The sequence below is a fragment of the Promicromonospora sp. Populi genome (assembly GCF_041081105.1).
In the GTDB taxonomy this organism is placed as follows: domain Bacteria; phylum Actinomycetota; class Actinomycetes; order Actinomycetales; family Cellulomonadaceae; genus Promicromonospora.
On record NZ_CP163528.1, the window covers coordinates 1,422,408 to 1,446,428 of the forward strand.

General features: G+C 71.7%; 22 protein-coding genes. 5 read left to right on the forward strand and 17 right to left on the reverse strand.

All coding sequences use genetic code 11. The annotated features are described in order from the left end of the window. Positions 1–20: 20 nt before the first annotated feature. Complete coding sequence (locus AB1046_RS06315; protein WP_369373470.1) at positions 21–938, reverse strand: undecaprenyl-diphosphate phosphatase; 918 nt, start codon at positions 936–938, stop codon at positions 21–23. A gap of 68 nt (positions 939–1,006) precedes the next feature. Here AB1046_RS06315 and AB1046_RS06320 point away from each other — a divergent pair, with 68 nt between their 5' ends. After that, complete coding sequence (locus AB1046_RS06320; protein WP_369373472.1) at positions 1,007–1,981, forward strand: aldo/keto reductase; 975 nt, start codon at positions 1,007–1,009, stop codon at positions 1,979–1,981. A 16-nt stretch (positions 1,982–1,997) separates the two neighbouring features. Here AB1046_RS06320 and AB1046_RS06325 read toward each other — a convergent pair whose 3' ends face one another. Beyond that, on the reverse strand, positions 1,998–2,330 hold the full coding sequence (locus AB1046_RS06325) for a primosomal protein (RefSeq protein WP_369373474.1): 333 nt from the start codon (positions 2,328–2,330) through the stop codon (positions 1,998–2,000). A gap of 117 nt (positions 2,331–2,447) precedes the next feature. On the opposite strand from AB1046_RS06325, the gene AB1046_RS06330 reads away from it, so the two are divergent. Further along, positions 2,448–2,663: a DUF5703 family protein gene (locus AB1046_RS06330; RefSeq protein WP_369373476.1), complete on the forward strand. Its 216-nt coding sequence runs from the start codon at positions 2,448–2,450 to the stop codon at positions 2,661–2,663. A 25-nt stretch (positions 2,664–2,688) separates the two neighbouring features. On the opposite strand, the gene AB1046_RS06335 is transcribed toward AB1046_RS06330, so the two are convergent. Together AB1046_RS06335 and AB1046_RS06340 are read right to left on the reverse strand one after the other, a co-directional pair. Further along, positions 2,689–4,026, reverse strand: coding sequence for a M20/M25/M40 family metallo-hydrolase (locus AB1046_RS06335; protein ID WP_369373478.1), 1,338 nt, complete (start codon positions 4,024–4,026; stop codon positions 2,689–2,691). A 92-nt stretch (positions 4,027–4,118) separates the two neighbouring features. Then, positions 4,119–6,257 carry a M3 family metallopeptidase gene (locus tag AB1046_RS06340; RefSeq protein ID WP_369373480.1) on the reverse strand — a complete coding sequence of 713 codons (2,139 nt, stop codon included), beginning with the start codon at positions 6,255–6,257 and terminating at the stop codon, positions 4,119–4,121. A 51-nt stretch (positions 6,258–6,308) separates the two neighbouring features. Here AB1046_RS06340 and AB1046_RS06345 point away from each other — a divergent pair, with 51 nt between their 5' ends. After that, positions 6,309–6,767: a DUF6314 family protein gene (locus tag AB1046_RS06345; protein ID WP_369373482.1), complete on the forward strand. Its 459-nt coding sequence runs from the start codon at positions 6,309–6,311 to the stop codon at positions 6,765–6,767. Between the two features lie 69 nt (positions 6,768–6,836). Here the strand turns inward: AB1046_RS06345 and AB1046_RS06350 are convergent, their stop codons facing one another. From AB1046_RS06350 to AB1046_RS06370, 5 genes are all read right to left on the reverse strand, one after another. Beyond that, positions 6,837–8,120, reverse strand: a complete 1,284-nt coding sequence (locus AB1046_RS06350) for an alginate lyase family protein (RefSeq protein WP_369373484.1) — start codon at positions 8,118–8,120, stop codon at positions 6,837–6,839. A gap of 23 nt (positions 8,121–8,143) precedes the next feature. Next, complete coding sequence (locus tag AB1046_RS06355; RefSeq protein WP_369373486.1) at positions 8,144–9,523, reverse strand: ricin-type beta-trefoil lectin domain protein; 1,380 nt, start codon at positions 9,521–9,523, stop codon at positions 8,144–8,146. 193 nt (positions 9,524–9,716) lie between these two features. After that, positions 9,717–10,718: a chitinase gene (locus AB1046_RS06360; protein WP_369373488.1), complete on the reverse strand. Its 1,002-nt coding sequence runs from the start codon at positions 10,716–10,718 to the stop codon at positions 9,717–9,719. Between the two features lie 87 nt (positions 10,719–10,805). Next, on the reverse strand, positions 10,806–12,461 hold the full coding sequence (locus AB1046_RS06365; protein WP_369373490.1) for an ABC-F family ATP-binding cassette domain-containing protein: 1,656 nt from the start codon (positions 12,459–12,461) through the stop codon (positions 10,806–10,808). A 199-nt stretch (positions 12,462–12,660) separates the two neighbouring features. Further along, entirely contained in the window at positions 12,661–13,233 is a 573-nt protein-coding gene (locus AB1046_RS06370; protein ID WP_369373493.1) for a TetR family transcriptional regulator, read from the reverse strand. Between the two features lie 53 nt (positions 13,234–13,286). Here AB1046_RS06370 and AB1046_RS06375 point away from each other — a divergent pair, with 53 nt between their 5' ends. Then, positions 13,287–14,741, forward strand: a complete 1,455-nt coding sequence (locus AB1046_RS06375; RefSeq protein ID WP_369373496.1) for an FAD-dependent monooxygenase — start codon at positions 13,287–13,289, stop codon at positions 14,739–14,741. A 25-nt stretch (positions 14,742–14,766) separates the two neighbouring features. Here the strand turns inward: AB1046_RS06375 and AB1046_RS06380 are convergent, their stop codons facing one another. From AB1046_RS06380 to aspS, 4 genes are all read right to left on the reverse strand, one after another. Continuing rightward, on the reverse strand, positions 14,767–15,441 hold the full coding sequence (locus tag AB1046_RS06380; protein WP_369373498.1) for a DUF4190 domain-containing protein: 675 nt from the start codon (positions 15,439–15,441) through the stop codon (positions 14,767–14,769). Positions 15,442–15,597: 156 nt separating this feature from the next. Continuing rightward, entirely contained in the window at positions 15,598–16,191 is a 594-nt protein-coding gene (locus tag AB1046_RS06385; RefSeq protein WP_369373500.1) for a DUF4190 domain-containing protein, read from the reverse strand. Positions 16,192–16,321: 130 nt separating this feature from the next. Then, positions 16,322–16,882, reverse strand: coding sequence for a DUF4190 domain-containing protein (locus AB1046_RS06390; protein WP_369373502.1), 561 nt, complete (start codon positions 16,880–16,882; stop codon positions 16,322–16,324). A 171-nt stretch (positions 16,883–17,053) separates the two neighbouring features. After that, a complete protein-coding gene (gene aspS / locus AB1046_RS06395) occupies positions 17,054–18,844 on the reverse strand; it encodes an aspartate--tRNA ligase (protein WP_369373504.1) in 1,791 nt (596 codons plus the stop codon). A gap of 108 nt (positions 18,845–18,952) precedes the next feature. On the opposite strand from aspS, the gene AB1046_RS06400 reads away from it, so the two are divergent. Further along, on the forward strand, positions 18,953–19,423 hold the full coding sequence (locus AB1046_RS06400) for a PPOX class F420-dependent oxidoreductase (RefSeq protein ID WP_369373506.1): 471 nt from the start codon (positions 18,953–18,955) through the stop codon (positions 19,421–19,423). Between the two features lie 20 nt (positions 19,424–19,443). On the opposite strand, the gene AB1046_RS06405 is transcribed toward AB1046_RS06400, so the two are convergent. Genes AB1046_RS06405 through AB1046_RS06420 form a run of 4 tightly spaced genes read right to left on the reverse strand, consistent with a single transcriptional unit; the run spans position 19,444 to position 23,913 of the window. Continuing rightward, positions 19,444–21,210, reverse strand: a complete 1,767-nt coding sequence (locus AB1046_RS06405) for a hypothetical protein (RefSeq protein ID WP_369373508.1) — start codon at positions 21,208–21,210, stop codon at positions 19,444–19,446. Further along, complete coding sequence (locus tag AB1046_RS06410) at positions 21,207–22,454, reverse strand: hypothetical protein (protein WP_369373510.1); 1,248 nt, start codon at positions 22,452–22,454, stop codon at positions 21,207–21,209. The genes AB1046_RS06405 and AB1046_RS06410 overlap by 4 nt, the downstream gene beginning before the upstream one ends. Beyond that, entirely contained in the window at positions 22,367–22,936 is a 570-nt protein-coding gene (locus AB1046_RS06415; RefSeq protein WP_369373512.1) for a hypothetical protein, read from the reverse strand. The genes AB1046_RS06410 and AB1046_RS06415 overlap by 88 nt, the downstream gene beginning before the upstream one ends. Beyond that, on the reverse strand, positions 22,933–23,913 hold the full coding sequence (locus AB1046_RS06420; RefSeq protein ID WP_369373514.1) for a hypothetical protein: 981 nt from the start codon (positions 23,911–23,913) through the stop codon (positions 22,933–22,935). Before AB1046_RS06420 ends, AB1046_RS06415 begins: the two co-directional genes overlap by 4 nt. Positions 23,914–24,021 lie beyond the last annotated feature (108 nt).

A 24,021-nucleotide genomic window follows, 5' to 3' on the forward strand; every position in this document is an offset into this window, starting at 1 on the left:
CACGGCCCCGGTGCCAGGTCCTAGACGACGCCGCCCTGCGCGTCGAGCGTGCCCGACACGAGCAGCCAGACGACCACGGCGGCGAGCGCGAAGCGGTAGTACACGAACGGCTTGTACGAGTAGTTGCCGATGATCTTCAGGAACCCGATGATCACTGCGTAGCCGACACCGAAGGCGACGATCGTGGCGATGATCGTGGCGCCCCAGCCGGGCGCCCCGGCGGGCAGCGGCTCGCCCAGGCTCCTGAACAGCTGGTAGAAGCCCGAGCCGAGCACCGCGGGCAGCGCGAGCAGGAACGAGTAGTCGGCCGCGGCCTTCCGCGAGAAACCCATGGCCAGGCCCGCGGTGATGGTGCCGCCGGAGCGGGACACACCCGGCACCAGCGCCAGCGCCTGGGCCAGGCCGAAGGTGATCGCGCTGCGGCCCGTGAGCGACGTCAGCTCGCGCTCCTGGCGGCCGAAGATGTCTGCCAGGAGCAGCAGGAGCCCGAAGAACGTGAGCGTGCAGACCGTGAGCCAGAGGTTGCGGAAGGTGGTCTCGATCTGGTCCTCGAACAGCAGGCCGAGCACCACGATCGGGATGGAGCCGAAGATGATGTACCAGCCCATCGCAGCGTCGTGGTTCGCTGCCGCGTCGCGGCCGTGCCGCACGTCGACGGAGCCGGGGCCCGCCCCCAGGCCGGTGCGCGCCCGCCAGCCGCTGCCGTTCGCACCGGTCAGCGCCTTGAACCAGGCGACGAGGATGGTGCCGATCTTCTCGCGGTAGTAGATGATCACCGCGGCCTCGGTGCCGATCTGCGTGATGGCGGTGAAGGCCGCACCGGGGTCGCCCGAGCCGATCAGCTCGCCGACGATCCGCAGGTGCGCCGACGACGAGATCGGGAGGAACTCGGTCAGGCCCTGGACCAGGCCCAGAAGGATGGCTTCCCACGCAGTCACGGGCGGTGACACTACCCCACGGCGCGCCTCCAGACGCACCGCCAGGACGCGCAGGTAGCCTGCCGCACATGGAAAGACGCCGGGTGGGCACCTCAGGCCTGCGGGTCTCGGAGCTCGGGCTCGGGACCATGACATGGGGCCGCGACACCGACGAGATCGACGCCGCCGAGCAGGCGCGAGACTTCCTCGACGCGGGCGGCACCCTGGTCGACACCGCCGCCAGCTACGCCGACGGCGACGCCGAACGCGTCATCGGGACCCTGCTGTCCGGCAAGGTGGCGCGCCACGAGATCGTGCTCGCCACCAAGGCGGGCATCCGTTCCGAGTCGCGGCCCGACGGCGGTGCGGGCCGCGTGGTGGACGCCTCCCGCGGCGCACTGCTCGACAGCCTGGACGAGTCGCTGCTGCGGCTGGGCACCGACCACGTGGACCTGTTCCAGGTGGCGTGCCCGGACCCGCACACGTCGCTCGAGGAGACGTGCAACGCGCTGCGGATCGCGGTCACCAGCGGGCGCGCCCGGTACGTGGGGCTGAGCAACCACCCGGGCTGGGCCATGGCGCGCGCGGCGACGCTGCTGGAGCCCGACGTCGGCCTGGCCGCCGTCGAGCTCGAGTACTCGCTGCTGCAGCGCGGGGTCGAGCGTGACGTCCTGCCCGCGGCGGAGGTCCTGGGCACCGGGCTGCTCGCCTGGTCGCCGCTCGGACGGGGTGTGCTGACCGGCAAGTACCGGCGCGCCATCCCGGCGGACTCGCGCGCCGCCGGATCGCTCGCCGGGTTCGTCCAGCCGTACCTGGAGGGGCCGGCGTCCGCCGTCGTCGAAGCGGTGGCGACCGCCGCCGAGGGGCTGGGCCGCACCGCCGGCGAGGTCGCCCTGGCCTGGCTGCTGGAGCGGGAGGGCATCGCGTCGGCGATCGTGGGCGCGCGAACACCGGCCCAGCTGCGTTCGTCGCTGGGAGCCGTGACCCTCGAGCTGCCGTACGAGGTGCATGCCGCCCTCGACGACGTCTCCGCGCCCGAGATCGGCTATCCCGAACGCTGGTGACAGTGCCGGTGCCTGGTCAGCGCTGCTGCGCAGGCTGCGGCTGGTCCCCTACTGGCTCGTCGATGTCGTCCAGGTCGTCGTCGAAGTCGATGTCCTCGATGTCTTCGAGGTCCTCGTCCTCGTCTTCCTCGTCGTCGTCCTCGTCCACCTCGTCGGCCAGGTAGAAGGGCGTCACCTCGCCGAACACTGTGGCGAGCGAGTCCTCGTACACCTCGTAGGCGTCGGCGAGCACGTCGTAGGCGTCGTCAACTGCGGGGTCGTCGTCACTCCGGCGAGTGGCGACCGCGTGATGGTGCGCCTCAAGTGCGGCTATGAGGCGGTCGAGCGCGGCACGCGGTTCAACGGTCATGCCTTGAACCTAGCGCCCCATGGGCCACAATGGGCACACGAAATTTGTGGTTGCCGCGGCTCAGCGATGAAACCGGCATAAACTGACCTCACCCGCGATCCGAGGACGGTGCATCAGATGGCAAGAGACGGTTCCTTGTTCCGCAAGCACAGTCAGTACGAGTACCGCGTCGTGACCTTCGAGCCGGACACGACCGTGCCGGACGCCCGTCGGTTGCTCACCGAAGAGGCCGAGTACGGCCGTTGGGAACTAGCAAGGACCCTTCTCTACATCGGCGGAAGACGCAAGGTCTGGCTCCGTCGGAAGATCATCAAGGTCTCCTCGACGCTCTGACCCCGAGCCGGTTCGTGCCGGCGGGTCAGCAGGTCGCCAGGAGGCGGTCCAGCACGCGGGTGCCGAACTTCAGGGCGTCGGTCGGCACACGCTCGTCCACGCCGTGGAACATGCCCGCGAAGTCGAGGTCGTTCGTGAGCCGCAGCGGCGCGAAGCCGTAGCCGGTGATGCCCAGCCGGTGCAGCGACTTGTTGTCCGTACCGCCCGAGAGCGTGTAGGGCAGCACCGTCGCGCCCGGGTCCTCGGCGCCGAGGGCGGCGACCATGGCGTCGACCAGGGAACCGCTGAACGGTACCTCCAGCGCCGTGTCCAGGTGGATGGGCTCGATCCGCACGCGGTCGCCCGCGAGCTCGCGCAGCGTCGCCATGCCGGCCTCCTCCTGGCCGGGCAGGAGCCGCACGTCGATCGCCGCCTCCGCGCGGCTCGGGATCACGTTCGCCTTGTAGCCGGCCGTGAGCTGGGTCGGAGCCGACGTGTTGCGCACGGTGGCGCCCACGAACTTGGCCGCCGGGCCGAGCGCGGCGACCAGCGCGTCGATGCTGGCGGGGTCGTCAGTGTCCACGGGCAGCCCCGTGAGGTCGCCGACGCCGCGCAGCAGCGCGTCCACCGTCGGGGTGATCGTGTACGGCCAGGCGTGCTGCCCGATCCGCGCGACGGCGGCGGCGAGCTCGGTGACCGCGTTCTCCTCGTTGACCTGCGAACCGTGCCCGGCGCGGCCGTCCGCGATCAGCCGCAACCAGGCGATCCCCTTCTCCGCCGTCTGCAGCAGGTAGGCGCGCTTGCCGCCCACCTCCACCGAGAAGCCACCCACCTCGGAGATCGCCTCCGTGGCGCCCTCGAAGAGCTCGGGCCGGTTCTCCACGGCCCACCGGGCGCCGTGCACGCCGCCGGCCTCCTCGTCGGCGAAGAACGCGACCACTACGTCGCGCGCCGGCTTGCGGCCCTCGCGCGCCATCTGCCGCACGACGGCCAGGATCATGGCGTCCATGTCCTTCATGTCGACGGCGCCGCGCCCCCACAGCAGCCCGTCGGTCAGCTCCGCGCCGAACGGGTCCACGCTCCAGTCGTCCTTCGCCGCCGGTACGACGTCGAGGTGCCCGTGCAGGACGAGCGCGGGGCGACTCTGGTCCTGCCCCTCCAGCCGCACGACGACGGAGGCGCGCCCCGGCCTGGACTCGAACAGCTCGGGCGCAAGGCCGACCTCGTGCAGCAGCTCCATGACGTACTCGGCGGCGGCGCGCTCCCCCGGCCCCTCGTCGTTGCCGAAGTTCGAGGTGTCGAACCGGATCAGGTCCTGACAGATCCGGATCACCTCGTCGGCGGCTGCGGGGACGGCAGTGGCGGTGGGAACAGTCTCAGTCACATGGGCCACCGTACCCAGCACATGTGACACGGACGGTCCCCGGCCGCCTCCGTCTCGCCGTTTGACCCGCCCGGGCGCAGACCCGCCCGACCTCAGACCAGACCGCGCCGCTTCAGCAGCGGCGCGATCTCCGCGGCTCGTCCCCGCAGGTCCTCGAACGACACCAGCGGGTCCTGCGAGCCGCCACGGGCCAGCAGCTTGCGCCGGAACGCCTCGCCGTTCTCCCGGGTCAGCCCGCCGTGCTCGGCGTACCACTCGACGGTGTCGGCGTCGAGCACCTCGGACCAGATGTACGAGTAGTACCCGGCCGAGTACCCACCGCCGAAGGCGTGGTTGAAGTAGGTGGTGCGGTACCGCGGGGGTACGGACGCGAAGTCGACACCGGCTGCCGCGAGCGCCGCCGCCTCGAAGGGCAGCACGTCCTCGACCGACGCCGGGACCTGCTCCGGCGTGAGCTGGTGCCAGGCCTGGTCGAGCAGCGCGGCGGCGAGGTACTCCGTCGTCGCGAATCCCTCGCCCCAGATGCGGGAGGCGAGCATCGTGTCGACCCACTGGGCGGGCATCGGCTCGCCGGTGGCGTGGTGCACCGCGAACGACCTCAGGATGGCGGGCTCCCACGACCACATCTCGTTGACCTGAGACGGGTACTCGACGAAGTCGCGCGGCACCGAGGTGCCCGACTGCGACGGGTAGCGCACGTCGCTGAGCAGCCCGTGCAGCGCGTGCCCGAACTCGTGGAACAGGGTGGTGACCTCGTTCCACGCGAGCAGGGTGGGCTCGCCCGGCGGCGGCTTGACGATGTTGAGGTTGTTCACCACGACGGGCCGCTGGCCCAGCAGGTGGCTCTGGCGCACGAGGCTGTTCATCCAGGCCCCGCCGCGCTTGGACTCGCGGGTGTACCAGTCGGCGAGGAACAGGCCGAGGCCGGTGTCGGGCTCCCCCGGTTCCGGCGCGTCGAACACCTCGAAGACCCGCACGTCCGGGTGGTAGCCCTGCAGGTCGGTGCGCTCGGCGAACGAGAGGCCGAACAGGAGGTGCGCGGCCTTGAACACGCCGTCGTGCGCGACACGCTCGAGCTCGAGGTAGGGGCGCAGCGCGGCGTCGTCCAGGTTGAACCGTTCCTTGCGCACCGCCTCGCTGAGGTAGGACCAGTCGGCCGCGGCGACGCCGTCCGAGCCCTCGCCGTCAGTACCTTCGCTGTCCGACGTCGTCCCGCTCACCTTCGCGAGCTCGCTCGCCTCCCGCCTCGCGTTGGCTACCGCGGCCGGGGCCAGGCGAGCGAGCATCTGGTTGACGGCGGCTGTGGTGCCCGCTGTCGCGTCGGCGGCGACGTACGCGCCGTGGTGCTCGTAGCCGAGCAGCTGCGCATGTTCGGCGCGCAGTCGGACGAGCTCGAGGAGCACCTCGCGGGTGTCTGCGTCGCCGCCGGTGGCGCCACGCTCCATGGAGGCCTGCTGCACCCGCTCGCGGACGGCGGGGTTCTCCAGGGAGGCGAGCACGTTCTGGTGGGTGAAGAGCTGCATCTCCAGGAGCCAGCCCTCCCGTCCGCGCGCCTCGGCGGCGGCCCGGGCGCCGGCCTTGGCGTCCGCGGAGAGGCCGGCCAGCTCGGCCTCGTCGGTCACGAGCACGCTCGCCTCGTTGGCGCCGGCCAGGATCTTGCGCCCGAAGCTCGCCTCCAGCGAGGTGATCCTCGCGTTGAGGTCGCGCAGCGTGTCCTGGTCCGCCTCGGCCAGAGCGATGCCGGAGCGCTTGAACTGCGTCATGAGCCGGTCGAGGAGGTACGCGGTGTCGGGCTCCAGGGCGAGGGTGCCTGCCGCGGCGGCGTCGGCCAGGGAACGTACGCGCGCGTACAGGCGGGCGTCCATCAGGATCGAGTCCTGGTGCGCCGCGAACCGGGGCGCGAGGCGCTCCTGGATGTCCTCCAGACCCGGCGTCGAGTCCGCGGACAGCCGGCCGTGGAAGGTCGCGGCCGCCCGGGCCAGGGGCTGGCCTGCGCGCTCCAGCGCCTCCAGGGTGTTCTCGACGCCGGCCGGCTCGGGGTTCGTCGCGATCGCCTCTACCTCGGCGCGGTGGGCTGCCATGCCCGCGACGATCGCGGGCTCGTAGTGTTCCTCGCGGATCGCGGAGAAGTCCGGCAGCCCGTACGGCAGGGTGGACGGGACGGCGAAGGGGTTGGCCGGATCGAGCTCGGTGCGCTCGCCCTCGAAGGTGGTGTCGCTGGGGGAGGTCATAGGGACATCTTTACGCATGGTTCCGACTGCTCCACGCCTTAGGGTTGGGGCGTGGATCCTCTTCTGCTTGCCGGTAGATGGGCGTTCTGGCGGGAGGTCCACGACCATCTGGACGGCGTGGAGTACACCGCCGACGGCGACGCCGAGCTCACCCTTCAGGACGACGGGCGGGTCCGCTGGGCGGAGCACGGCACCCTGCGCTGGGCCACGGGTACGACGCCGGTCGAGCGCACGCTGTTCCTGGTCCGTGCCGATCCGGCCGCCGCTGACGCCCCGGCCACCGTCGACCAGTCCAGCTGGCGCGTCACGTTCGAGGACGGCCGCGACTTCCACCCCTGGACCGCGGGGCCGGTGGAGCACCTGTGCGGGCGCGACCTCTACCGGGGCGGGATCGAGGCGCCGGCCGACCGGCCGCCGTCGTCGGCATGGCACCTGACCTGGCGTGTGACGGGCCCGGAGAAGGACTACACCATGCACACCGCCTACTCCCGCCCCACCCCACACAACTGAGTGCGGGGTATCTGTCGGACCAACGAACGTCGGCCCAACAGATACCCCGCACTCAGCTAACGCACCCGCCTAGGGGATGACGTTCGGGTTGTTCGCATGCGTGAGGGTCTCCCACGCGACGAACAGGTTGTTGGTGCCCGCCGGCCGGGTCGACTCGGTCAGGGCCCGGGTGTTCGTCATGACGTTGCCCTGCCGGAAGCTCAGGGCGTTGAGCCCGACCTCCGTGATCGGGCCGAGGCCCAGGTGCACCGTCCCGCCGCAGAGCCAGGACGGCACCGCGGTACCGCGCTGGTAGGTCGAGTGGAAGCCGAGCGCGTACCTCAGCCGCTCCCCCACCTGCGGGTAGACGTCGTCGCCCTGGATCAGGGCGGTCTCCGCCACGTGGGAGATCGCCGAGATGCCGTAGCCCGTGTGCGTGAAGTCCCGGCAGGTCTCCTGCGCCAGGCCGTTGACCAGCGTGCGCTGGTTGTGCCAGTACGCGAAGATCTGGTCGGGCGTGTCCCGGCCGGAGCCGGGCACGGTGCGCGGCACCGACCCGTCGGAGGTCAGGTAGATGAACGCCGGCACTCGGGTGAGGAACCGCGCACGGGCGGAGGCGTAGGCGTTCCGGTCGTCGAGGAAGATGGAGATGTTGATGGCTGCCTCCATCATCGACAGCTCCCAGTTGCCGTTGCTGTTCGACCCGTTGATGACCTCGGGCAGGTAGACGTTGCGCAGCATCGTCTCGAACCGGTCGGCGTCGGCCGCGGACCAGCCCGCGCCCGTGAACCGGATGATCTCTGCGGCGCGCGGCCACACCGAGCCCGCCCACCCCGTCTGCAGCGGGGCGTTCGAGTTGGTGTGGTCCCGGATCACGGGCGACCACGCGTTCATGATCTGGATCGACTTCTGCGCGTACCGCGTGTCCCTGGTCACCGACCAGGCCAGCGCGTGGGTGTACGCGGCGATCGCGTCCTCCCGCTCGTCCGTGCACCCGTTGTTCGGGTTCGAGTAGGACCCGCACTCGACGATCGCCCGCGGGTGCGGGGTGTACGACAGGGACGCGTACCGGCTTCCCATCATCGAGTTGTAGGCGCTCGTCCACGGCTGCGCCCCGGCCTGCACCCGCCCCCGGATGAAGTCGAGCTGCGGCGCGCTGACGTGCACACCCGGGTGGGTGAACGTCACGGGCACGTCGGCGGGAGCGATCGGGTCTGCCTCTGGCGCCGGCAGCGCCTCCTGCCCGACGGTGGCACCCGCCTCGGGCGCGGCGGTCGCCGTCCCCGAAGCGAGGGCGGTCGCAGGCAGGATCAGCCCGACGGCGATCCCGAGCGCCAGCAGGGCACGTGCCCGGCTGCTGATCCTGTTGCTCATCCTGGTCCCCATCCCGGCGCTCATCAGAAGCCCGCCGTAATACGAGTGAACTCCCACGCCGGCTGCGTGACGCCGCTGCACGTGTCGGTGAGCCCGCCTGCGCACTGCCGGTCTCGGTTGACGGACCAGAACGCGAGGCGCGTCAGCCCGTTGGTGTTGGCGTAGTTACGGATCTGCGTCCAGGCCGCGGTCGTGGTGACCTCACCCTGGTCGGACATGCCGTTCATGCCGGAGATACCCATGTGGGCGTAGGCCTGGGCCGCGGTCCAGCCGAACGAGGACTGGAGCTGGGCCCGCAAGCCCTCGGACGCGCTGATCGTGGACGTCGCGATGTTCGTCGAGCCGAAGTTGAACGGCATGATCGTGTAGTTGTCGATCGGGACGCTCAGCTGGGCGGCACGGTTGACAAGCCGCACACCCGCGGCGGTGAGCCCGGACTGGCCCGTACCGATCGTGACGGCGATCCGCACGTTCGGGTTGTTCTGCTTGACGATGATCAGGCCCTGCAGGATGCGGTCCTGGACCGTGTAGTTCTCGAACTCGTCAGAGTTCTCGATGTCGAAGTCCACGACGGTGGGTCCGTGCGCGTTGATCACCTGCTGCACGGCCGCGGCGTACGCGGCGGGCGTGGAGCAGTTCGGGCCCAGCTTGTTGCCGGACCAGCCGCCGAACGAGATCTGCACCTGGCCGCCCGCGGCCTTGATCGCGTTGATGGTCGACTGGTCGACGCCACCGGTGAGCGGCCGGCTGCCGTCCCAGGCAGGGTTGCAGCCACCGGAGGACAGGATGAACGCCATGGTGAACGACCGCACACCCGTCTGGCTCATGATCGACGTCGCGCTCGGCGGGCTACCCCAGCCGAGGTACAGGTAGGGCGCGCCCGGCATCTTTGCCGGGTTGGTGGGCGGTGTGCCGCCGCCGGCGGCCGGGACCGTCCAGCGCTGGTTGGCTCCGGCGAAGCAGTCCCAGATCTGCAGGGGCGTGGCGTCCGCCGAGCTGTTGCCGGTCACGTCGAGGCACCTGCCGAGCGAGCGCAGGGTGCCGTCAGCGTTGGCGGTCCACTGCTGCGCGGCGCTGCCGTTGCAGTCCCAGAGGTTCACGCGGGTGCCGTTGGCGCTGGCCCCGCCCGCGACGTTGAGACACTTGCCGAGTGCGCGGACGGTGCCGTCGCCGGGCCGGTCCCAGCTCTGGGCGCCCGTGCCGTTGCAGGCGTACAGCTGCACCTGGGTGCCGTTCGCCGTGGCCGCACCGGCGACGTCGGCGCACTTGGCGCCCAAGCCGGTGATCGTTCCCGTCGCTGCTTGCGCCGGCAGCGCACCGGCACCGAGCGCGAACGCGGTGACGAGCGCCATCGAAAGAGCAGCGAGGCCGCCGAGGACACGGCGCCGTAGTCGTGCTTGCATGGTCGTCCTCCTCATTAACTTTCAAGCCTGTAAGTGAGGAGAACGTACGACTTCTTTGCTGCCAGCAACATTGGGGCTAACACGTACAGGGGTCACACAGGGAAAGCGCTTCCACGTACATGGGCTGCAAAGGAACGCACAAGAAAGGCGGCCGGAGACCGGCCGCCTTCCCTGCGTCGGACCCCAGCCCGTGTCAGAACCCCGCGGTGATCCGCGTGAACTCGAGGTTCGCCTGGTTGATGCCGCTGCAGTTCGACGTCACACCGCCACCCGGGCAGGGCCGGTCGCGGTTGACCGCCCAGTACGCAAAGCGGGTCAGGCCGTGCGAGCTGGCCCAGTCGCGGATCTGGGTCCACTGGCCGGGCGTGGTGGTCTCACCGACGTCGGACAACCCGTTCATGCCGGAGATGCCGGAATGGGCGTACGCCTCGGCGTCGGACCAGCCGCGCGCTGACCTGAGCTGGTTCTTCAGGCCCTCGGCGGCGCTGATCGTGTCGGCGACCATGTCGGAACCGCCGAAGTCGAACGTCATGATCGTGTAGTTGTCGATCGGCGTGCCCAGCTCGGCGGCGCGCGTGATCAGGCGCGCCCCGGCCCCGGCCGGCCCGCTGATCGAGGTCGGGATGGTCACGACGGTCTGCACGCTCGGGTTGTTCTGCTTCACTATCGCGATGCCCCGTAGGATCCGGTCCTGGACGGCATAGTTCTCGAGCTCGTCGGTGTTCTCGATGTCGAAGTCGACGACGTTGGGCTGGTGCGCGTTGATGACCTGCTGCACGGCCCCGGCGAACGCCTCCGGGCTGGAGCAGTTCGGGCCCAGCTTGTTGCCGGACCAGCCGCCGAACGAGATCTGCACCTGGCCGCCTGCGCCCTTGATCGCGTTGATGGTCGACTGGTCGACACCGCCGGTCAGCGGCCGGCTGCCGTCCCACGCGGGGTTGCAACCTCCTGACGAGAGCATGAACGCCATGGTGAACGCGTCGACGCCGGTCTCGCTCATCACCGAGGTCGCGCTCTGCGGGTCGCCCCAGCCGAGGTACAGGTAGGGCGCGCCGGGCATCTTCGCCGTCACGGCCTGGGTGTCGACACCGGGCCCGCTCGCCTCCATGGCAACGGCACCGGCCATGCCTGAGGCGGCCAGGACCATCGCGGCCACTCCACTGAGCAGGGCGAGGCGTCTCGGGTTGGTCTTCATCGTCGTCTCCCGAAGATGTAGGTCGGATAAGTAAAGAGACCGTACAACCAGGGTGAAATTTGGCGCATCAGGGTTATCCCGTATCCGCTAGCGACCCTCCTCGCTCAGGTTCCCCGCGGCGTCGAGGTGGATCTCAGCGTCCAGGCCCAGCCGCTCCAGGAACGCCCCGTCGTGACTCACCACCAGCAACGCCCCTCGGTACGCCGACAACGCGTCCACCAGCTGGTCCGTGCTGGCGATGTCGAGGTTGTTCGTCGGCTCGTCCAGCACCAGGAGCTGCGCCGGCGGGTCAGCCAGGAGCAGGCGCGCCAGCGCCACCCGGAACCGCTCCCCGCCCGACAGCGTCGCGACCGGCCGGTCCACCGCACCACCGCGCACCAGGAACCGCGCCAGCCGGTTGCGCAGCTCCCCCGGCGGCACGTGCGGCGCCCCGTCCCGGACCGCCTCCAGCACGGACGCCGCATCGGGGAGCACGTCGACGCGCTGCGGCAGGTACCCCACCCGCTCCGTCAGCAGCTCCCCACCAGCCCCGCCGCCCGACCGTTGGTCCGACGCCGGATCACCCGACACAGACCCCGCACTCAGCAGGGCCGGGACGGCAAGCAAGCGCTCCAGGAGGGTTGTCTTGCCCACCCCGTTCGGGCCCGTCAGGGCGATCCGCTCCGGGCCCTGGATCACGATCTCCCGCCCGTCCGCACCGCGGAGCACCGCCAGCCGCCGCCCGGCCGGCACGTCCGGGTCCGGCAGGTCCACGGAGATCCGGTCGTCGTCGCGCAGCGCACGCTCCGCCTGGTCGACCGCCGCGCGGGCCGCGTCAACCTTGCCGTCCAGCATCCCGCGCCGAGAACCCTGCGACTTCTCCGCCCGGTTGCGCCGTTTGTCGATCACCGCCGGGACGTACCTGCTGTTGGCGGCGTCCTTGCGCCCCTGACGCTCGCTGTGCGCTATCCGCTCCTCCACCTCGATCCGTTGCCGCTTCTCACGCCGCAGCGTCTGCTCGGCCGCACGCAACGCCTGCGCCGCCGCCTCCTGCTGCACCTCCAGCCACGCCCGGTACTGCGAGTACGGGCCGCCGAACGTGCTCAGCGACCCTGCACGCAGCTCCGCCGTGTCGTCCATCAGCTCCAGCAGCGTCAGATCGTGCGAGACGACGACGAGCGCTCCCCGCCAGCCCCGCACCAGCTCGTAGAGGCGCTCGCGGGCCTCGCCGTCGAGGTTGTTCGTCGGCTCGTCGAGCAGCGCCACGGCGGCAGCGCCGCTCGACTGGCGCAGCCGGACGCCGGTGATTGCGGTCAGCATGGCCTCGCCCCCGGACAGGGTGGCGACCGACCGGTCGAGGCCCGTGAGCAGCCCGGTCGCCGCGAGCAGCGCCACCGCGCGCTCCTCGACGTCCCAGTCGTCGCCGACGACGTCGAAGTGCGCGACGGAGACGTCTCCCGACTCGATGGCGCGCAGCGCACGCACGACCGGCGCTATGCCGAGCAGGCCGGCGACCGTGGCATCGGCGTCGAGCGTGATCCGCTGCGGGAGGTAGTCGGCGGTGCCACTCACCACTATCCGGCCCGACGTCGGCGTGAGCCTGCCGGCGACCAGGCGCAGCAGGGTGGACTTGCCGGCGCCGTTGAGGCCGGTCAGGCCGGTACGGCCACGGCCGAAGGCGCCGGAGACGTGATCGAGCGCGACGGCGCCGTCAGGCCAGGCGAAAGCGACGTCGTGCAGCACGACGGAAGGATTGGACAACATGGAAGGACTCCCGGGTGGTGGCTGGTGCCGACGCCGGGTACCGCAACAGGTGGTGCAGCAGGGCAGGCGTCAGCGCGAGGTGGTCTCGTACCGGGAGATGCCTGTCATCACAGTCCTTCGAATAGCTCCCTCACACGCGCGGCACACCCGCAGGAGCGGTCCCAGCCTGACACGGGCCCGCGCGGGGACGCAACGTGATTCACGGCGCCTTCGCCGTGAGGTAGCGCTGCGCCGTGGGTCCGAGCCACACGACGATCTCGTCCCTGGTCATGTCCGCGGCGGGACCGAACTTCAGCACGTACCGCACCAGCGCCATGCCGAGCACCTGCGAGGCCACCAGCGCCGCGCGGCGCGCGGCGTCCTTCTTGGTGCTGACGAACCGCTCGGCGAGCGGCAAGATCTGGCCCTTGAACACCTCGCGCATCCGAGCGGCCCCGGCCTCGTTGGTCACGCCGACCCGCAGGAGGCTCTGCAGGACGCTGTCGTTCTCCCACAGGTCGAGGAAGTGCCCGACGAGCACGGCGCCGACCTCGTCGACCGGGATCGCGTCCAGGTCCGGGAGGACCAGCTCGACGTCGACCACCGCGGCGAACAGGCCCTCCTTGGAGCCGTAGTAGCGCATGACCATCGACGGGTCGATCCCTGCGCCCTGCGCGATGGCGCGCACCGTCGCGCGGTCGTAGCCGTCCGCGGCGAAGCGCTCGCGGGCCGCCTCCAGGATCGCGGCGCGGGTCGCGTCGGAGCGGCGCTTCGGGCTCTCGGGGTGAGACATGCCAACAACTGTATGCCAACATCCGTTGACGCCCGTCCGACCGCTCGGCTACGGTGGTCAACAAGCGTTGGCAAACAACCGTTGGCCAAGGATCGAAGGAGGACATCATGGACACGGATGTCGTAGTCGTCGGGGCGGGGCCCACCGGTCTCCTGCTCGCCGGGGACCTGGCCGTGGCGGGCGCACGGGTCACCGTCCTGGAGAAGCGCCCGGCCGTTCTGAGCAACCTGACCCGCGCGTTCGCCGTGCACGCGCGCAGCCTGGAGGTGCTCGACGCACGGGGACTCGCGGACGAGCTGGTCGCCAAGGGGCAGCAGGTCCCGAGCCTCCGGCTCTTCCAGCGCGTCACCGTCAGCCTGGCGATCCTGCCGTCCCGGTTCCAGTACGTGCTCGTCGCGCCCCAGTACGAGGTGGAGCGGCTGCTGCGCCGCCGCGCCGAGGACGCGGGCGCCGTCTTCCGGCACGACACCGAGGTCACGGGCCTGACCCAGGACGACCAGAGCGTCACGGCCACCCTCGCCGGCGGATCGTCCCTGCAGGCCCGGTACCTGGTCGGCACCGACGGCGCGCGCTCCACGGTGCGGCAGGCGGCCGGTATCCCGTTCCCCGGCCACGCCGTCATCCGCTCGATGATCCTGGCCGACGTCCGGCTCGCCGAGCAGCCCGCCGACGTCCTCACCGTCGCGGCCGGGAACAACTCGATCGGCTTCCTCGCCCCGTTCGGGGACGGCTGGTACCGATTCATCGGCTGGGACAGCGAACGCAACGTGAGCGAGGACGAGCCGGTCGAGCTCGACGAGGTGCGCGGCATCGCCCGGGCCGCCCTCGGGACGGACTTCGGCATGCACGAGCCGCGCTTTCTGTCCCGCTTCCACGCCGACGAGCGCCAGGCCCCCACCTACCGGGCGGGCCGCGTCCTCCTCGCCGGCGACGCCGCGCACGTGCACAGCCCCGCGGGCGGGCTCGGCATGAACACGGGCATGCAGGACGCCGCGAACCTCGGCTGGAAGCTCGCTGCCGCGCTACGGCTGCCCGACGCCGAGGCGGCCGACGTCCTCGACAGCTACGAGGCCGAGCGGCACCCCGTGGGCCGCCAGGTGCTGCGCGCCAGCGGGGGCATCCTGCGCGCGGCCACCAGCAGTGGGCCGCTCGCGGCGGTCCTCGGCAACCTGGCCCTCGGGATCCTCTCGCGGGCCACGCCGATCCGGCGTCGGGCGGCGCTCACCATCTCCGCGCTGGGGCTCGCGTACCCACGCCCCCGCGGGGCGCACCCGCTGGTCGGGACGCGCGTGCCCGACCTGCCGCTGGAGGGCGGGTCACGCCTGGCCGAGGCGCTCCGGGCCGGCCGGTTCGTCCTGGTCGCTCCCGCGGGTGCATCTTCGCCGGACCTGCCCGGCGCGCTCGGCGAGGCAGACCCCGCCGAGCGCGTCCGGACCCGCAGGGCCGACGGCGGCACCACCGCGCTCCTGGTCCGCCCCGACGGCTACGTGGCCGACGCCGGGGCGTGACGCCCGAGCGCCGTCGTCGGACAAATCAGTAGGTCTGGGTGACGGCCAGCCCGGCCCCGAGGAAGGCCACGAGCGCGAAGAGCAGCCACGCGAGGAGGAACCCGCCGATCAGGCCCACGTTGATCCAGCCGAGGATCAGCCCAGCCGTCGACAGACCGGGATTGTTCGCCTGCCCCTCGCGGACCGCGCGCTTGGCGGCGTGCCCCATGATGATCGCGACCACACCCAGGATGACCGGGCAGAGGATCCAGCTCAGGATGCCCGTGACCAGGGACCAGACGCCGAGGTCGTTCTTCGGCGGCACCGGCGGGTAGGCGTACTGGGGCGGAGGCCCGCCGTACGAGGCCTGCGGTCCCGACCCGTACGGCTGCAGCTGTCCGGACGAGTACGGCTGGAGCTGTCCCGACGAGTACTGCCCCGACGGGTACTGGGGCTGTCCGCCGAACTGCTGCGGGGGCTGCGCATATGGCTGCTGCGGGGGCTGCGCATACGGCTGCTGCGGAGCCTGCCCGTACGGCTGCTGCTGCGGAAGCTGCGCGTATGGCTCCTGCGGCTGGAGATCAGGCTGATCCTGGGGCGGGGCATCCGGCTGGTCCTGCGGTACGTCTGGCTGGTTCTGCGGTACGTCCGGCTGGTCCTGCGGTACGTCCGGCTGGTTCTGTGGGTGGTGTGGGGGCTGCCACCCGTCGGGCTGGGTCATCGTGCTGCCTTCCATCTGATCTCACGCACGGGCTCTCGCGCACGGCCTCTCGCGCCGGGTGACGCGGGGCATCAACCTACGGGTCGGCCCGCCGCGCACCGAGTGAGATGAGGTATCTCGCTCGGGCGCGACGGGCCGGCCGACTGCGTTACGGGCTCAGTAGTCCCCGAGCTCGTCGAGCTGCTCCTGGAGCTCAGGGTCCAGGGTCTGACCGCTGTCGTCGAGCTCCTGCTCCATCTGCTGCTGGAACTCCTCCTGGAACGCCGGGTCGTTGACCGTCGTGGCCGCAAAGATCGTGCCGGCGATGAGGAAGCCGACCACGACCGTCGTCCACGCGATGCCGACCCAGCCGGTGATGATGCCCACAAGGCCCATGGCGCCGTTGTCGGCCTCGCCCTCCTGCTGGGCCTTGCGGCTCTTGTGACCCGTGATGATCGCGGCGATACCGGTGAGCAGGCCGCAACCCAGCACGGCCAGGATGCCGAGCACGAGAGACCACACGCCGAGGCTGTTCTTCGGCAGCGGCGCCGCGCCGTAGGCGTAGGGCTGACCGCCCTGCGCGTAGACCGGACCCTGCTGCGCCTGCTCGTACGGCGCCTGCTGCTGGTACGGCGCCTGCTGGTACGGCGTCGGCTCGCCGGGTACCGAGCCCGGCTGCGGGGCGGGCTGGCCCTGCTCCGGTACCGGCTGACCCTGTTCGGGCTGCTGCGGCGGGTCGTACGGCGACTGGCCGCCGTCAGGCTGGGTCATCGTGCTGCCTTTCTGCTAACGATCTGCCGGGGCTGACCCGGCACGGAGGAGCCAAACCTACAGGGCGGACGTCCCGCGCGGCACAAAACTAAGGTGGGGAGACCTCCCCACGTCCGCGCAGGTGAGAGAGTCAGTAGATCCCGTCGTTGTTCATCTCGTAGACGGTGCCGACACCCCCGGCGAACAGCCCGACCGCGATCGCGATGAAGAAGAACACGATGCCCAGCACAGACAGGCCCACGTTGACCCAGCCGAGGACCAGGCCGGCGGTGGCCATCCCGCGGTTGTTCGCCAGGCCCTCGTCAGCGGCCCTGCGGCCCATGGTGCCCGTGATGATCGCGGCGATACCGAGCAGGAGCGGGCACAGGATGTAGCTGAGGATGCCCGTGACCAGCGACCAGACGGCCAGGTCGTTCTTGGGCGGCGTCTCCGCGTATCCGTACTGGGGGGCGGCTACCGGCGCCCCGGGCTGCGCGTAGACCGGGGCCTGCGGCTCGGAGTATGACGCGGCCGGCTCCTGCGGCGCGTAGGGCGTCGGCTCGGGCTGGCTCTCCGGCGGCTGCTCCGCACTGAGCGGCGACTCCGGCAAGGGCTGTGTGGGTGACGACTCGGGGACCGACCCGGGCAACGGCTGCGTGGGCGGAGTCTCCGGCTGGGGATCGCGCGGTGTGCCGCCGTCGTTCTCGGTCATGAGGCTGCCTTCCAGATCAGAGAGCTGGGGCCGCCGGGACCGGCGCCCCTCCTCCACTTAACCAGGGTTGGCGCAGGCCCGCCCGGGAAACGCGCGGGTCACCCGCCGGATCGTGTCCGACGGGTGACCCACTTGCTCACGTTCGACCTGCTCGGCGGCCGCCCGGCCTGGTCAGGCGACAGGAGCCGCCACGGGGGCTGCGGCCTCCGGCGTGAAGTCCACACCGGCCTCCTTGCGCTGCTCCGGCGTGATCGGTGCCGGAGCCGCCGTCAGCGGGTCGAACCCGCCGCCCGACTTCGGGAACGCGATGACGTCGCGGATCGACGGCGACTTCGTCAGCAGCGCGACGATCCGGTCCCAGCCGAACGCGATGCCGCCGTGGGGCGGGGCGCCGAACGCGAAGGCGTCGAGCAGGAAGCCGAACTTCTCCTGCGCCTCCTCCTGGCCGATCCCCATCACGTCGAACACGCGCTCCTGCACGTCGCGGCGGTGGATACGGATCGAGCCGCCGCCGATCTCGTTGCCGTTGCAGACGATGTCGTACGCGTAGGCCAGCGCCTCGCCCGGGTCCTTCTCGAACGAGTCGATCCACTCCGGGGTCGGCGACGTGAAGGCGTGGTGCACGGCGGTCCAGGCGGACGAGCCGAGGTCGACGTCGTCGTCCTCGCCGGCCGGCTTGAACAGGGGCGCGTCCACCACCCACACGAACGACCAGGCATCCTCGTCGATCGCGCCGGTCTTGTGCGCGATCTCGAGCCGGGCGGCGCCGAGCAGGGCGCGCGCCTCCGACGTCTTGCCCGCGGCGAAGAACACGGCGTCGCCCGGCTTCGCGCCCGTGGCGGCCGCGAGCCCGGCGCGCTCGTCGTCGGACAGGTTCTTGCCGACGGGACCGCCGAGCTCGCCCTCCTCGGAGAACGTCACGTACGCCAGGCCGCGCGCGCCGCGCTGCTTGGCCCACTCCTGCCAGGCGTCGAACTGCCGGCGCGGCTGCGATGCCCCGCCCGTCATGACGACCGCGCCCACGTACTCCGCCTGGAACACCCGGAACGGCGTGGCCTTGAAGTAGTCGGTGAGCTCGACGATCGGGTTGTCGAACCGCAGGTCCGGCTTGTCCGTGCCGTACAGGCGCATGGCCTCGTGGAACGTGATGCGCGGGATCGGTGCCGTGATCTTGTGACCGATCAGGTCCCACAGCGCGGTGAGGATCTTCTCGGCCAGCGCGATCACGTCGTCCTGCTCGACGAAGCTCATCTCGACGTCGAGCTGCGTGAACTCCGGCTGGCGGTCGGCGCGGAAGTCCTCGTCGCGGTAGCAGCGGGCGATCTGGTAGTACCGCTCCATGCCGCCGACCATGAGCAGCTGCTTGAACAGCTGGGGCGACTGCGGCAGGGCGTACCAGGAGCCGGGCGCCAGGCGGGCCGGGACCAGGAAGTCGCGCGCGCCCTCCGGGGTGGAGCGCGTCAGGGTCGGCGTCTCGATCTCGACGAAGTCCTGCTCGTCCAGCACGCGGCGCGCGGCCTGGCTCACCTTGGAGCGCAGCCGGAGCGCGGCGGCCGGGGCCGGGCGGCGCAGGTCGAGGTAGCGGTGCTTGAGGCGCGCCTCCTCGCCGATCACCTCGGTGTCCGCGAGCGCGGTGGACACCTGGAACGGCAGCGGGGCCGACTCGTTGAGCGTGACGACCTCGGTCGCGACGATCTCGATCTCGCCGGTGGCGAGGTTCGGGTTGGCGTTGCCCTCGGGGCGGCGGCCGACCTCGCCGGTGACCTGCAGCACGAACTCGGCGCGCAGCGGGTGCGCGATCTCCTCGTCGCGGATGACTACCTGGGCGATGCCCGAGGCGTCACGCAGGTCGATGAATGCCACTCCCCCGTGATCACGGCGGCGATCGACCCAGCCCGTGAGGGTGACGGTCTGGCCGATGTGCTCGGCCCGTAGTGAGCCGGCCGTGTGGGTGCGGAGCACTGAGAGGTCCTTTCAGCGTGGGGTGAGGGTCGACGAGAATTCTAGTCACCGTCACGGCTGCTTGGCGCCGCCGGACGAGTGTGGGTGGCCCGGCGTAGCCTGGCGCCCATGCCTAGGACGATCGCTACCAACACCACTGTGACCCGGGACGAGCTGCTGGAGTTCCTCCGCTCGCGTCGCAACGGGATCCTTGTCACCAGCCGGGCCGACGGCGCCCCGCAGCTGAGCCCCGTCACGTACGGCGTGGACCCGGCCGGGCGCGTCGTGATCTCGACCTACCCGGAGCGCGCCAAGGTACGGAACCTGAAGGCGCGGCCGGCGGCGTCGTTCATGGCGCTCGGCGAGGACTTCGGCGCGGCCTGGGTCCAGGTGGACGGCACCGCCGAGGTGCTGGACGTCCCCGAGTCCGTCGAGCCGCTCGTGGACTACTTCCGCGCGGCCGCGGGCAAGGAGCACCCCGACTGGGCCGAGTACCGCGCGGCCATGGTCGAGCAGGGCAAGTCGATAGTGCGCATCACGATCGAGCGCTGGAGCCCGGTGGCGACGGGCGGGTTCCCGGCGCGTCTCGCCGAGGGGTGACACCCGTCGCCACCGGCGACCTATCCCTGGTCCGCTGACTCCTTCTTGCCCGCCGACTCGCCGCCCATCCGCAGGATGGCCCGGTAGGCCAGCCAGGTGACCCCAGCGCAGGCCAGACCGGCGGGGACCAGCAGGGCCGGCACCGACCAGTCGAGCTCCCCGTCCAGCAGGCTGCCTACCGACGCCAGGAGGGTCGCGGCCGCGAAGACCGTGCCGCCCACCCCGGCGAGCAGCACGAGCACCAAGGCGAGGACGACCACCACCTTGCCGGCCGCGAGAGCGGCGAGCCCCGTGGTGCGCAGGAGGCCGTCCTCCTCGACCTCCCGGGCCGCGCGGGTCTGGCTCGCCTGCTTGATCTCTTCCTGGTCCGGGCGCTCGGGGGCGGCCGGCCGGGACACGGGCACCACGAGCGCCCCGTCGAGGTGGTCGTCCACGAGCCCGGCGAGGTCCGTGGCGCGCAGGTCGTCGTGCAGCGTCGGCTCGAACGGCACCCGTGCCCCGTCCAGACCGATCAGGAGCCGCCCGCCGTCCGGGTAGACGATCAGCGCGGCCGCTTCCTCGAACCGGATGGTGGTCGTGCGCCGGCCGTCCCGGAGCGTGACGCCGGGCTCGCCCACCCGGATGGTCGCGTCCACGTCGATGCGCTCGAACGCCTTGCCGGTGACCGGCTCACCCGCTCCCCTGCGGACCGGCTCGGTGCCTGCCCAGCCGGACGCGACCGGCGTCACCAGCAGCCCGGCGTCCCACACCTGACGGGCCAGGGAGACGACGTCGGCGGCGGTCACCTGAGCGAGCGCGGCACGGCGCTGCGCCGGAGTGGGGACCGGCCGGCCCAGCAGGGTCAGCACGGCGTCGTCGGTGAGCCACATGGCGTCCTGGTGCGGCTCCCCGTACGCCGCGAGCAGGTGCGCGCGTGCCGACTCCAGCTCGTCGGTGGCCACCGCGAACCGCAGCCGGCCCAGCGTGTCCAGGAACTCGCCCGTCGCCTGGGTAGCGGTCTCGGGCCGGAGGCCGGCCGCGATCTGCAGGCTGGCCTGCTGCCCGTCGAGCGCCCCGATCATGATGGACACGTCGTATGTCCAGCCGTGGTCCTGACGCAGGCCCTGGAACAGGGCCCTACGGGCGACCTCGGCGAAGACCGCCAGCGCCGGCCCGTCCGGCACCACGGCGTCCCACATCACCCGGTTGCCGCCGGCCAGCGCTTCGGCCGGGAGTGGCGTCACCGGTCCGGGGACCTCGGGTGGCGATGCCGTCGTGGCTGCACGCCCGGCGGGCAGCGCGAGGTCCAGGTCCAGCGCGGTCTCGCCCGTGACCCACGCGACCGCGTTCGTCCCGGTGAACTTCTCGCGCGCCCAAGCCCGCAGATCGTCGTCGGTCACCCGGTGCAACCCCAGGAGCTGGCCGGGCCCGAGGCCGTAGCCCCGCAGCCCGAACCGCCAGGGCTGCACCACGACGTCGTCCGCGCGCTCGTCCAGGGCCCGCGTCTCGGTCTCCCGGTGCCGTACGGGCAGGTCCGCGAGGGCGCGGGTGAGCTCGCGCAGCGTGGTCCGGACCCGCTCGTCGGTGGCACTCACCTGGACGTGGGTCACGGTCGGGCCCACCGAGGCGGAGATCTCGAGGCCCGGACGTTCCACGGCACGCAGGGCGAGCGCGACCACCAGGGCGGTGGTCCCGCTGGTGGGCAGGGTCTCGTCGGCGTACCCGACGCGGAACACCAGGCCGCCCACGGTACGGCCGGGACGCTGCGCGAAGAGCTGACGGGGGCGGGTGGAGGTGGTCGCGGTCATCGGTCGTCCTTCGGGTGTCGCTTCCTGATCAGCCCGAACGTCGCCCAGCCGAGGGCGAGCACAGGCAGGAAGCCCAGCGTGAGGTCGAGATCGAAGACCTCCTGCAGCAGCACCTGGCCGCCGCCGAGAACGAGCAGCCCGGCCGCCCACAGCCCGACGACGAGACCTACCGTCGCCGGGACGGAGCGCGGCCCGGCATCGGTCTTCGCCCGCTTCTTCGGCTTCTCGGGCTGGGGCGGTTGCGCCACCGGGATGTCGCCAGGCTCGCGCGCGGGCAGGTGCACGACGACGTTCGCGGGGACGTGCGGGTCCACGTGCTTCACGACGTCCCAGACGGTGAGCCCCTCGTACAGCGTCGGCTCGATCCCCACCCGGAACCCGTCGGCCCCGGTGAGCGCACGCGCGCCGTCAGGCACGCTTTCCAGCAGTACGCAGTCCGCGAAGCGGACGACAACGGCACCGTCCGGGGTGACCAGACCGACGCCGTCGGCGGCGAGGACGAGCGATCTGTCGGGGGCGTCGATGCGCGGGAACGTCCGCCCCTGCACGCGCTCCTGGGACCACTCCGGTACCGGAACCATCCCCGCCCAGTCGAGCGGGCTCGGGCCGAACCAGAGCGCGCTGCCCCACAGCTCGCGGGCGAAGCCCCGGACGTCGTCCGCGGTGACGCGTTCGAGCCGCGCGGCGATCCGTTCGGGCCCGTCCAGGGGACGCCCGATGACCATCCGGTAGGCCAGCGACGGCAGCAGCTCCGCCGGGGGCGCGGCCGCGAGCTCGGCCAGCTCCTCGGCCGCCGCGGTACGCGCCGCGGCCAGGTCGTCGTCCGCGACGTGGAACCGGAGCCCGCTCAGGGCGTCGGCGAGGCCGCCGGCCGCCGCGTCCTGACGGCCCTCGGCCTGGACCGTCACCGACAAGCGCGCCCGCTCGGCGTCCAGGACGTCGTGGGACACGTCCAGGCTGGTTGCTATGTCGGCGTCCCGGCGCAGGTCGCGGTGCAGGAGCTCTCGGATCACCTGGGCCGCCACGTTGCCTGCGTCCCCGCGTGGCACGAGCGCGTCGAGCACAACGCCGTCTCGCAGGCCCGCCAGGTACGCCGGGGTGCCCTGGAGCACGTCCGTGACGACAGGCGACGGCATGCGCCGGCCCGAGGGCAGCGTCAGGTCCAGGCCGTCCGGGACGGCGTCGGCAGTGATCCAGGCGATCGCGTTCTCTCGCGTGAACCACGTCGCGGCCCAGTCCCGCACCTCGTCGGGGGTGATCCGGTCGAGCCCGCGCTCGCCGTACCCGGCCAGCCCGTAGCCGCTGGCGCCGTGCCGGTTGATCCGCAGCCGCAGGCGGCCCCGGGGTTGCGCAGGTCGGCCTCGGACCGCAGGATCTCCTTCTCCGTCTCGACCAGGTCGAGCGGCAGGTCGCGCAGGGACGCGCACACGTCGTTCAGGTAGGCCACGACGTCGGCCGCGGTGCCCGCCACGTGGAAGAGCGTCACGTCGGAGCGCGTCTGCCCGTTCAGGTGCGCCTCGCTGAGCACCTGGGTGCGCAGCGCGAGGTGCTCGGTCAGGTGCGTGATGCCGGAGGTGGCCAGCGTCTCGTCCGCCGAGCCGACCCGGAAGATGATCCCGGCGCCGACGTTTCCCTCGCGTGGCGCGAGCAGGACGGGGACGCCGTCGGACTCGGCCACGGTGACGCCGGGGAAGTCCGCGAGGTCCGGGAGCGTGGGGGCGGTCATGCCCGCACGCCCGTGCGGGTGGCCGCCTTGGCCGCGACCTTCGCGGCGGCGTCGCGGCTGGTGCGGTACAGCCGCTCTGCCCCGGGCTCGTAGTAGCCCCAGATGCCCTCGACCGGCGTGTCGCCGAGCGCCTCGAAGTGGGGCCACGCCTCGGCGGGGAGGTCGGCGAACGAGAAGAACAGGGCGAAGTTGGCGTGGGCCGTGGCCGTCGCCGCGGTACGGACATGGTGGGGGTGCAGGACGGTGCTCGCGGCCACCCCACGGACCCGGTCGATCATCTCGGGCGGGATGGTCTTCTCGCCGTCGACGCGCCGTTCGAGCGCGAGGTCTACCACGAGTGCGGGACCGAGCGCCCCGGGGGCCGCGCCGTCGGCGCACTCCGCGACGAACCGGGACGCGTCCTCCCAGGAGCCGCTCCACTTGGGCAGCACCTGCTGGAGGTAGACCCGCTGGGCGGCGAAGACCTGCGGGTCGAGGGCGGCGAGCCGGTCGTACCGGCGTCGGGCCTCGCCGTGCCCCAGCTCCAGCCCACGGGCTGTGGTGATGCGCGCCTCCCACGCGGGCACGCAGCCGGGGTGCTCCGCGCACACGTCGAACAGGACGCGCTCGGCTCGCCGCAGCCAGTCGTGGAACTGCTCGAACTGGTTCGCCGAGACGTGCTCGGCACGGGCACCCGACCGGATCGCCCAGCCCACCGTGATGTAGCGGAGCGCGCGCAGCGTCCGGGCTAGCGGGGTACCGTCGTCGGCCGCCTCGACCGCCGCGGTGAACAGGGCGTGGTCCTCCGCGGAGGCGTCGCCGGCGATCCCCCACAGCGCGGCGACCACGTCGTCGTGCGCGGTGAGACCACGGACGATCGCGAGCGCCGCCGCCGGGTCGCCCGCGTCCCGGGCTGCTCGCAGGCCCGCGCCGCCGGGTATCTGCGCCAACGGGTCGAAGAACTTGGCGGCCGGTGCCGCGTCACGTGTAGTGGCCATGGGTTACCTGTCCGGGTGATATCGAGTACTTGGGGGCCTCAGTGCCCGACCCGGAGATTACTGGCCCGAGGTTTCCCACCTGATCAGATCCGGCTCGTCACCCGGGTG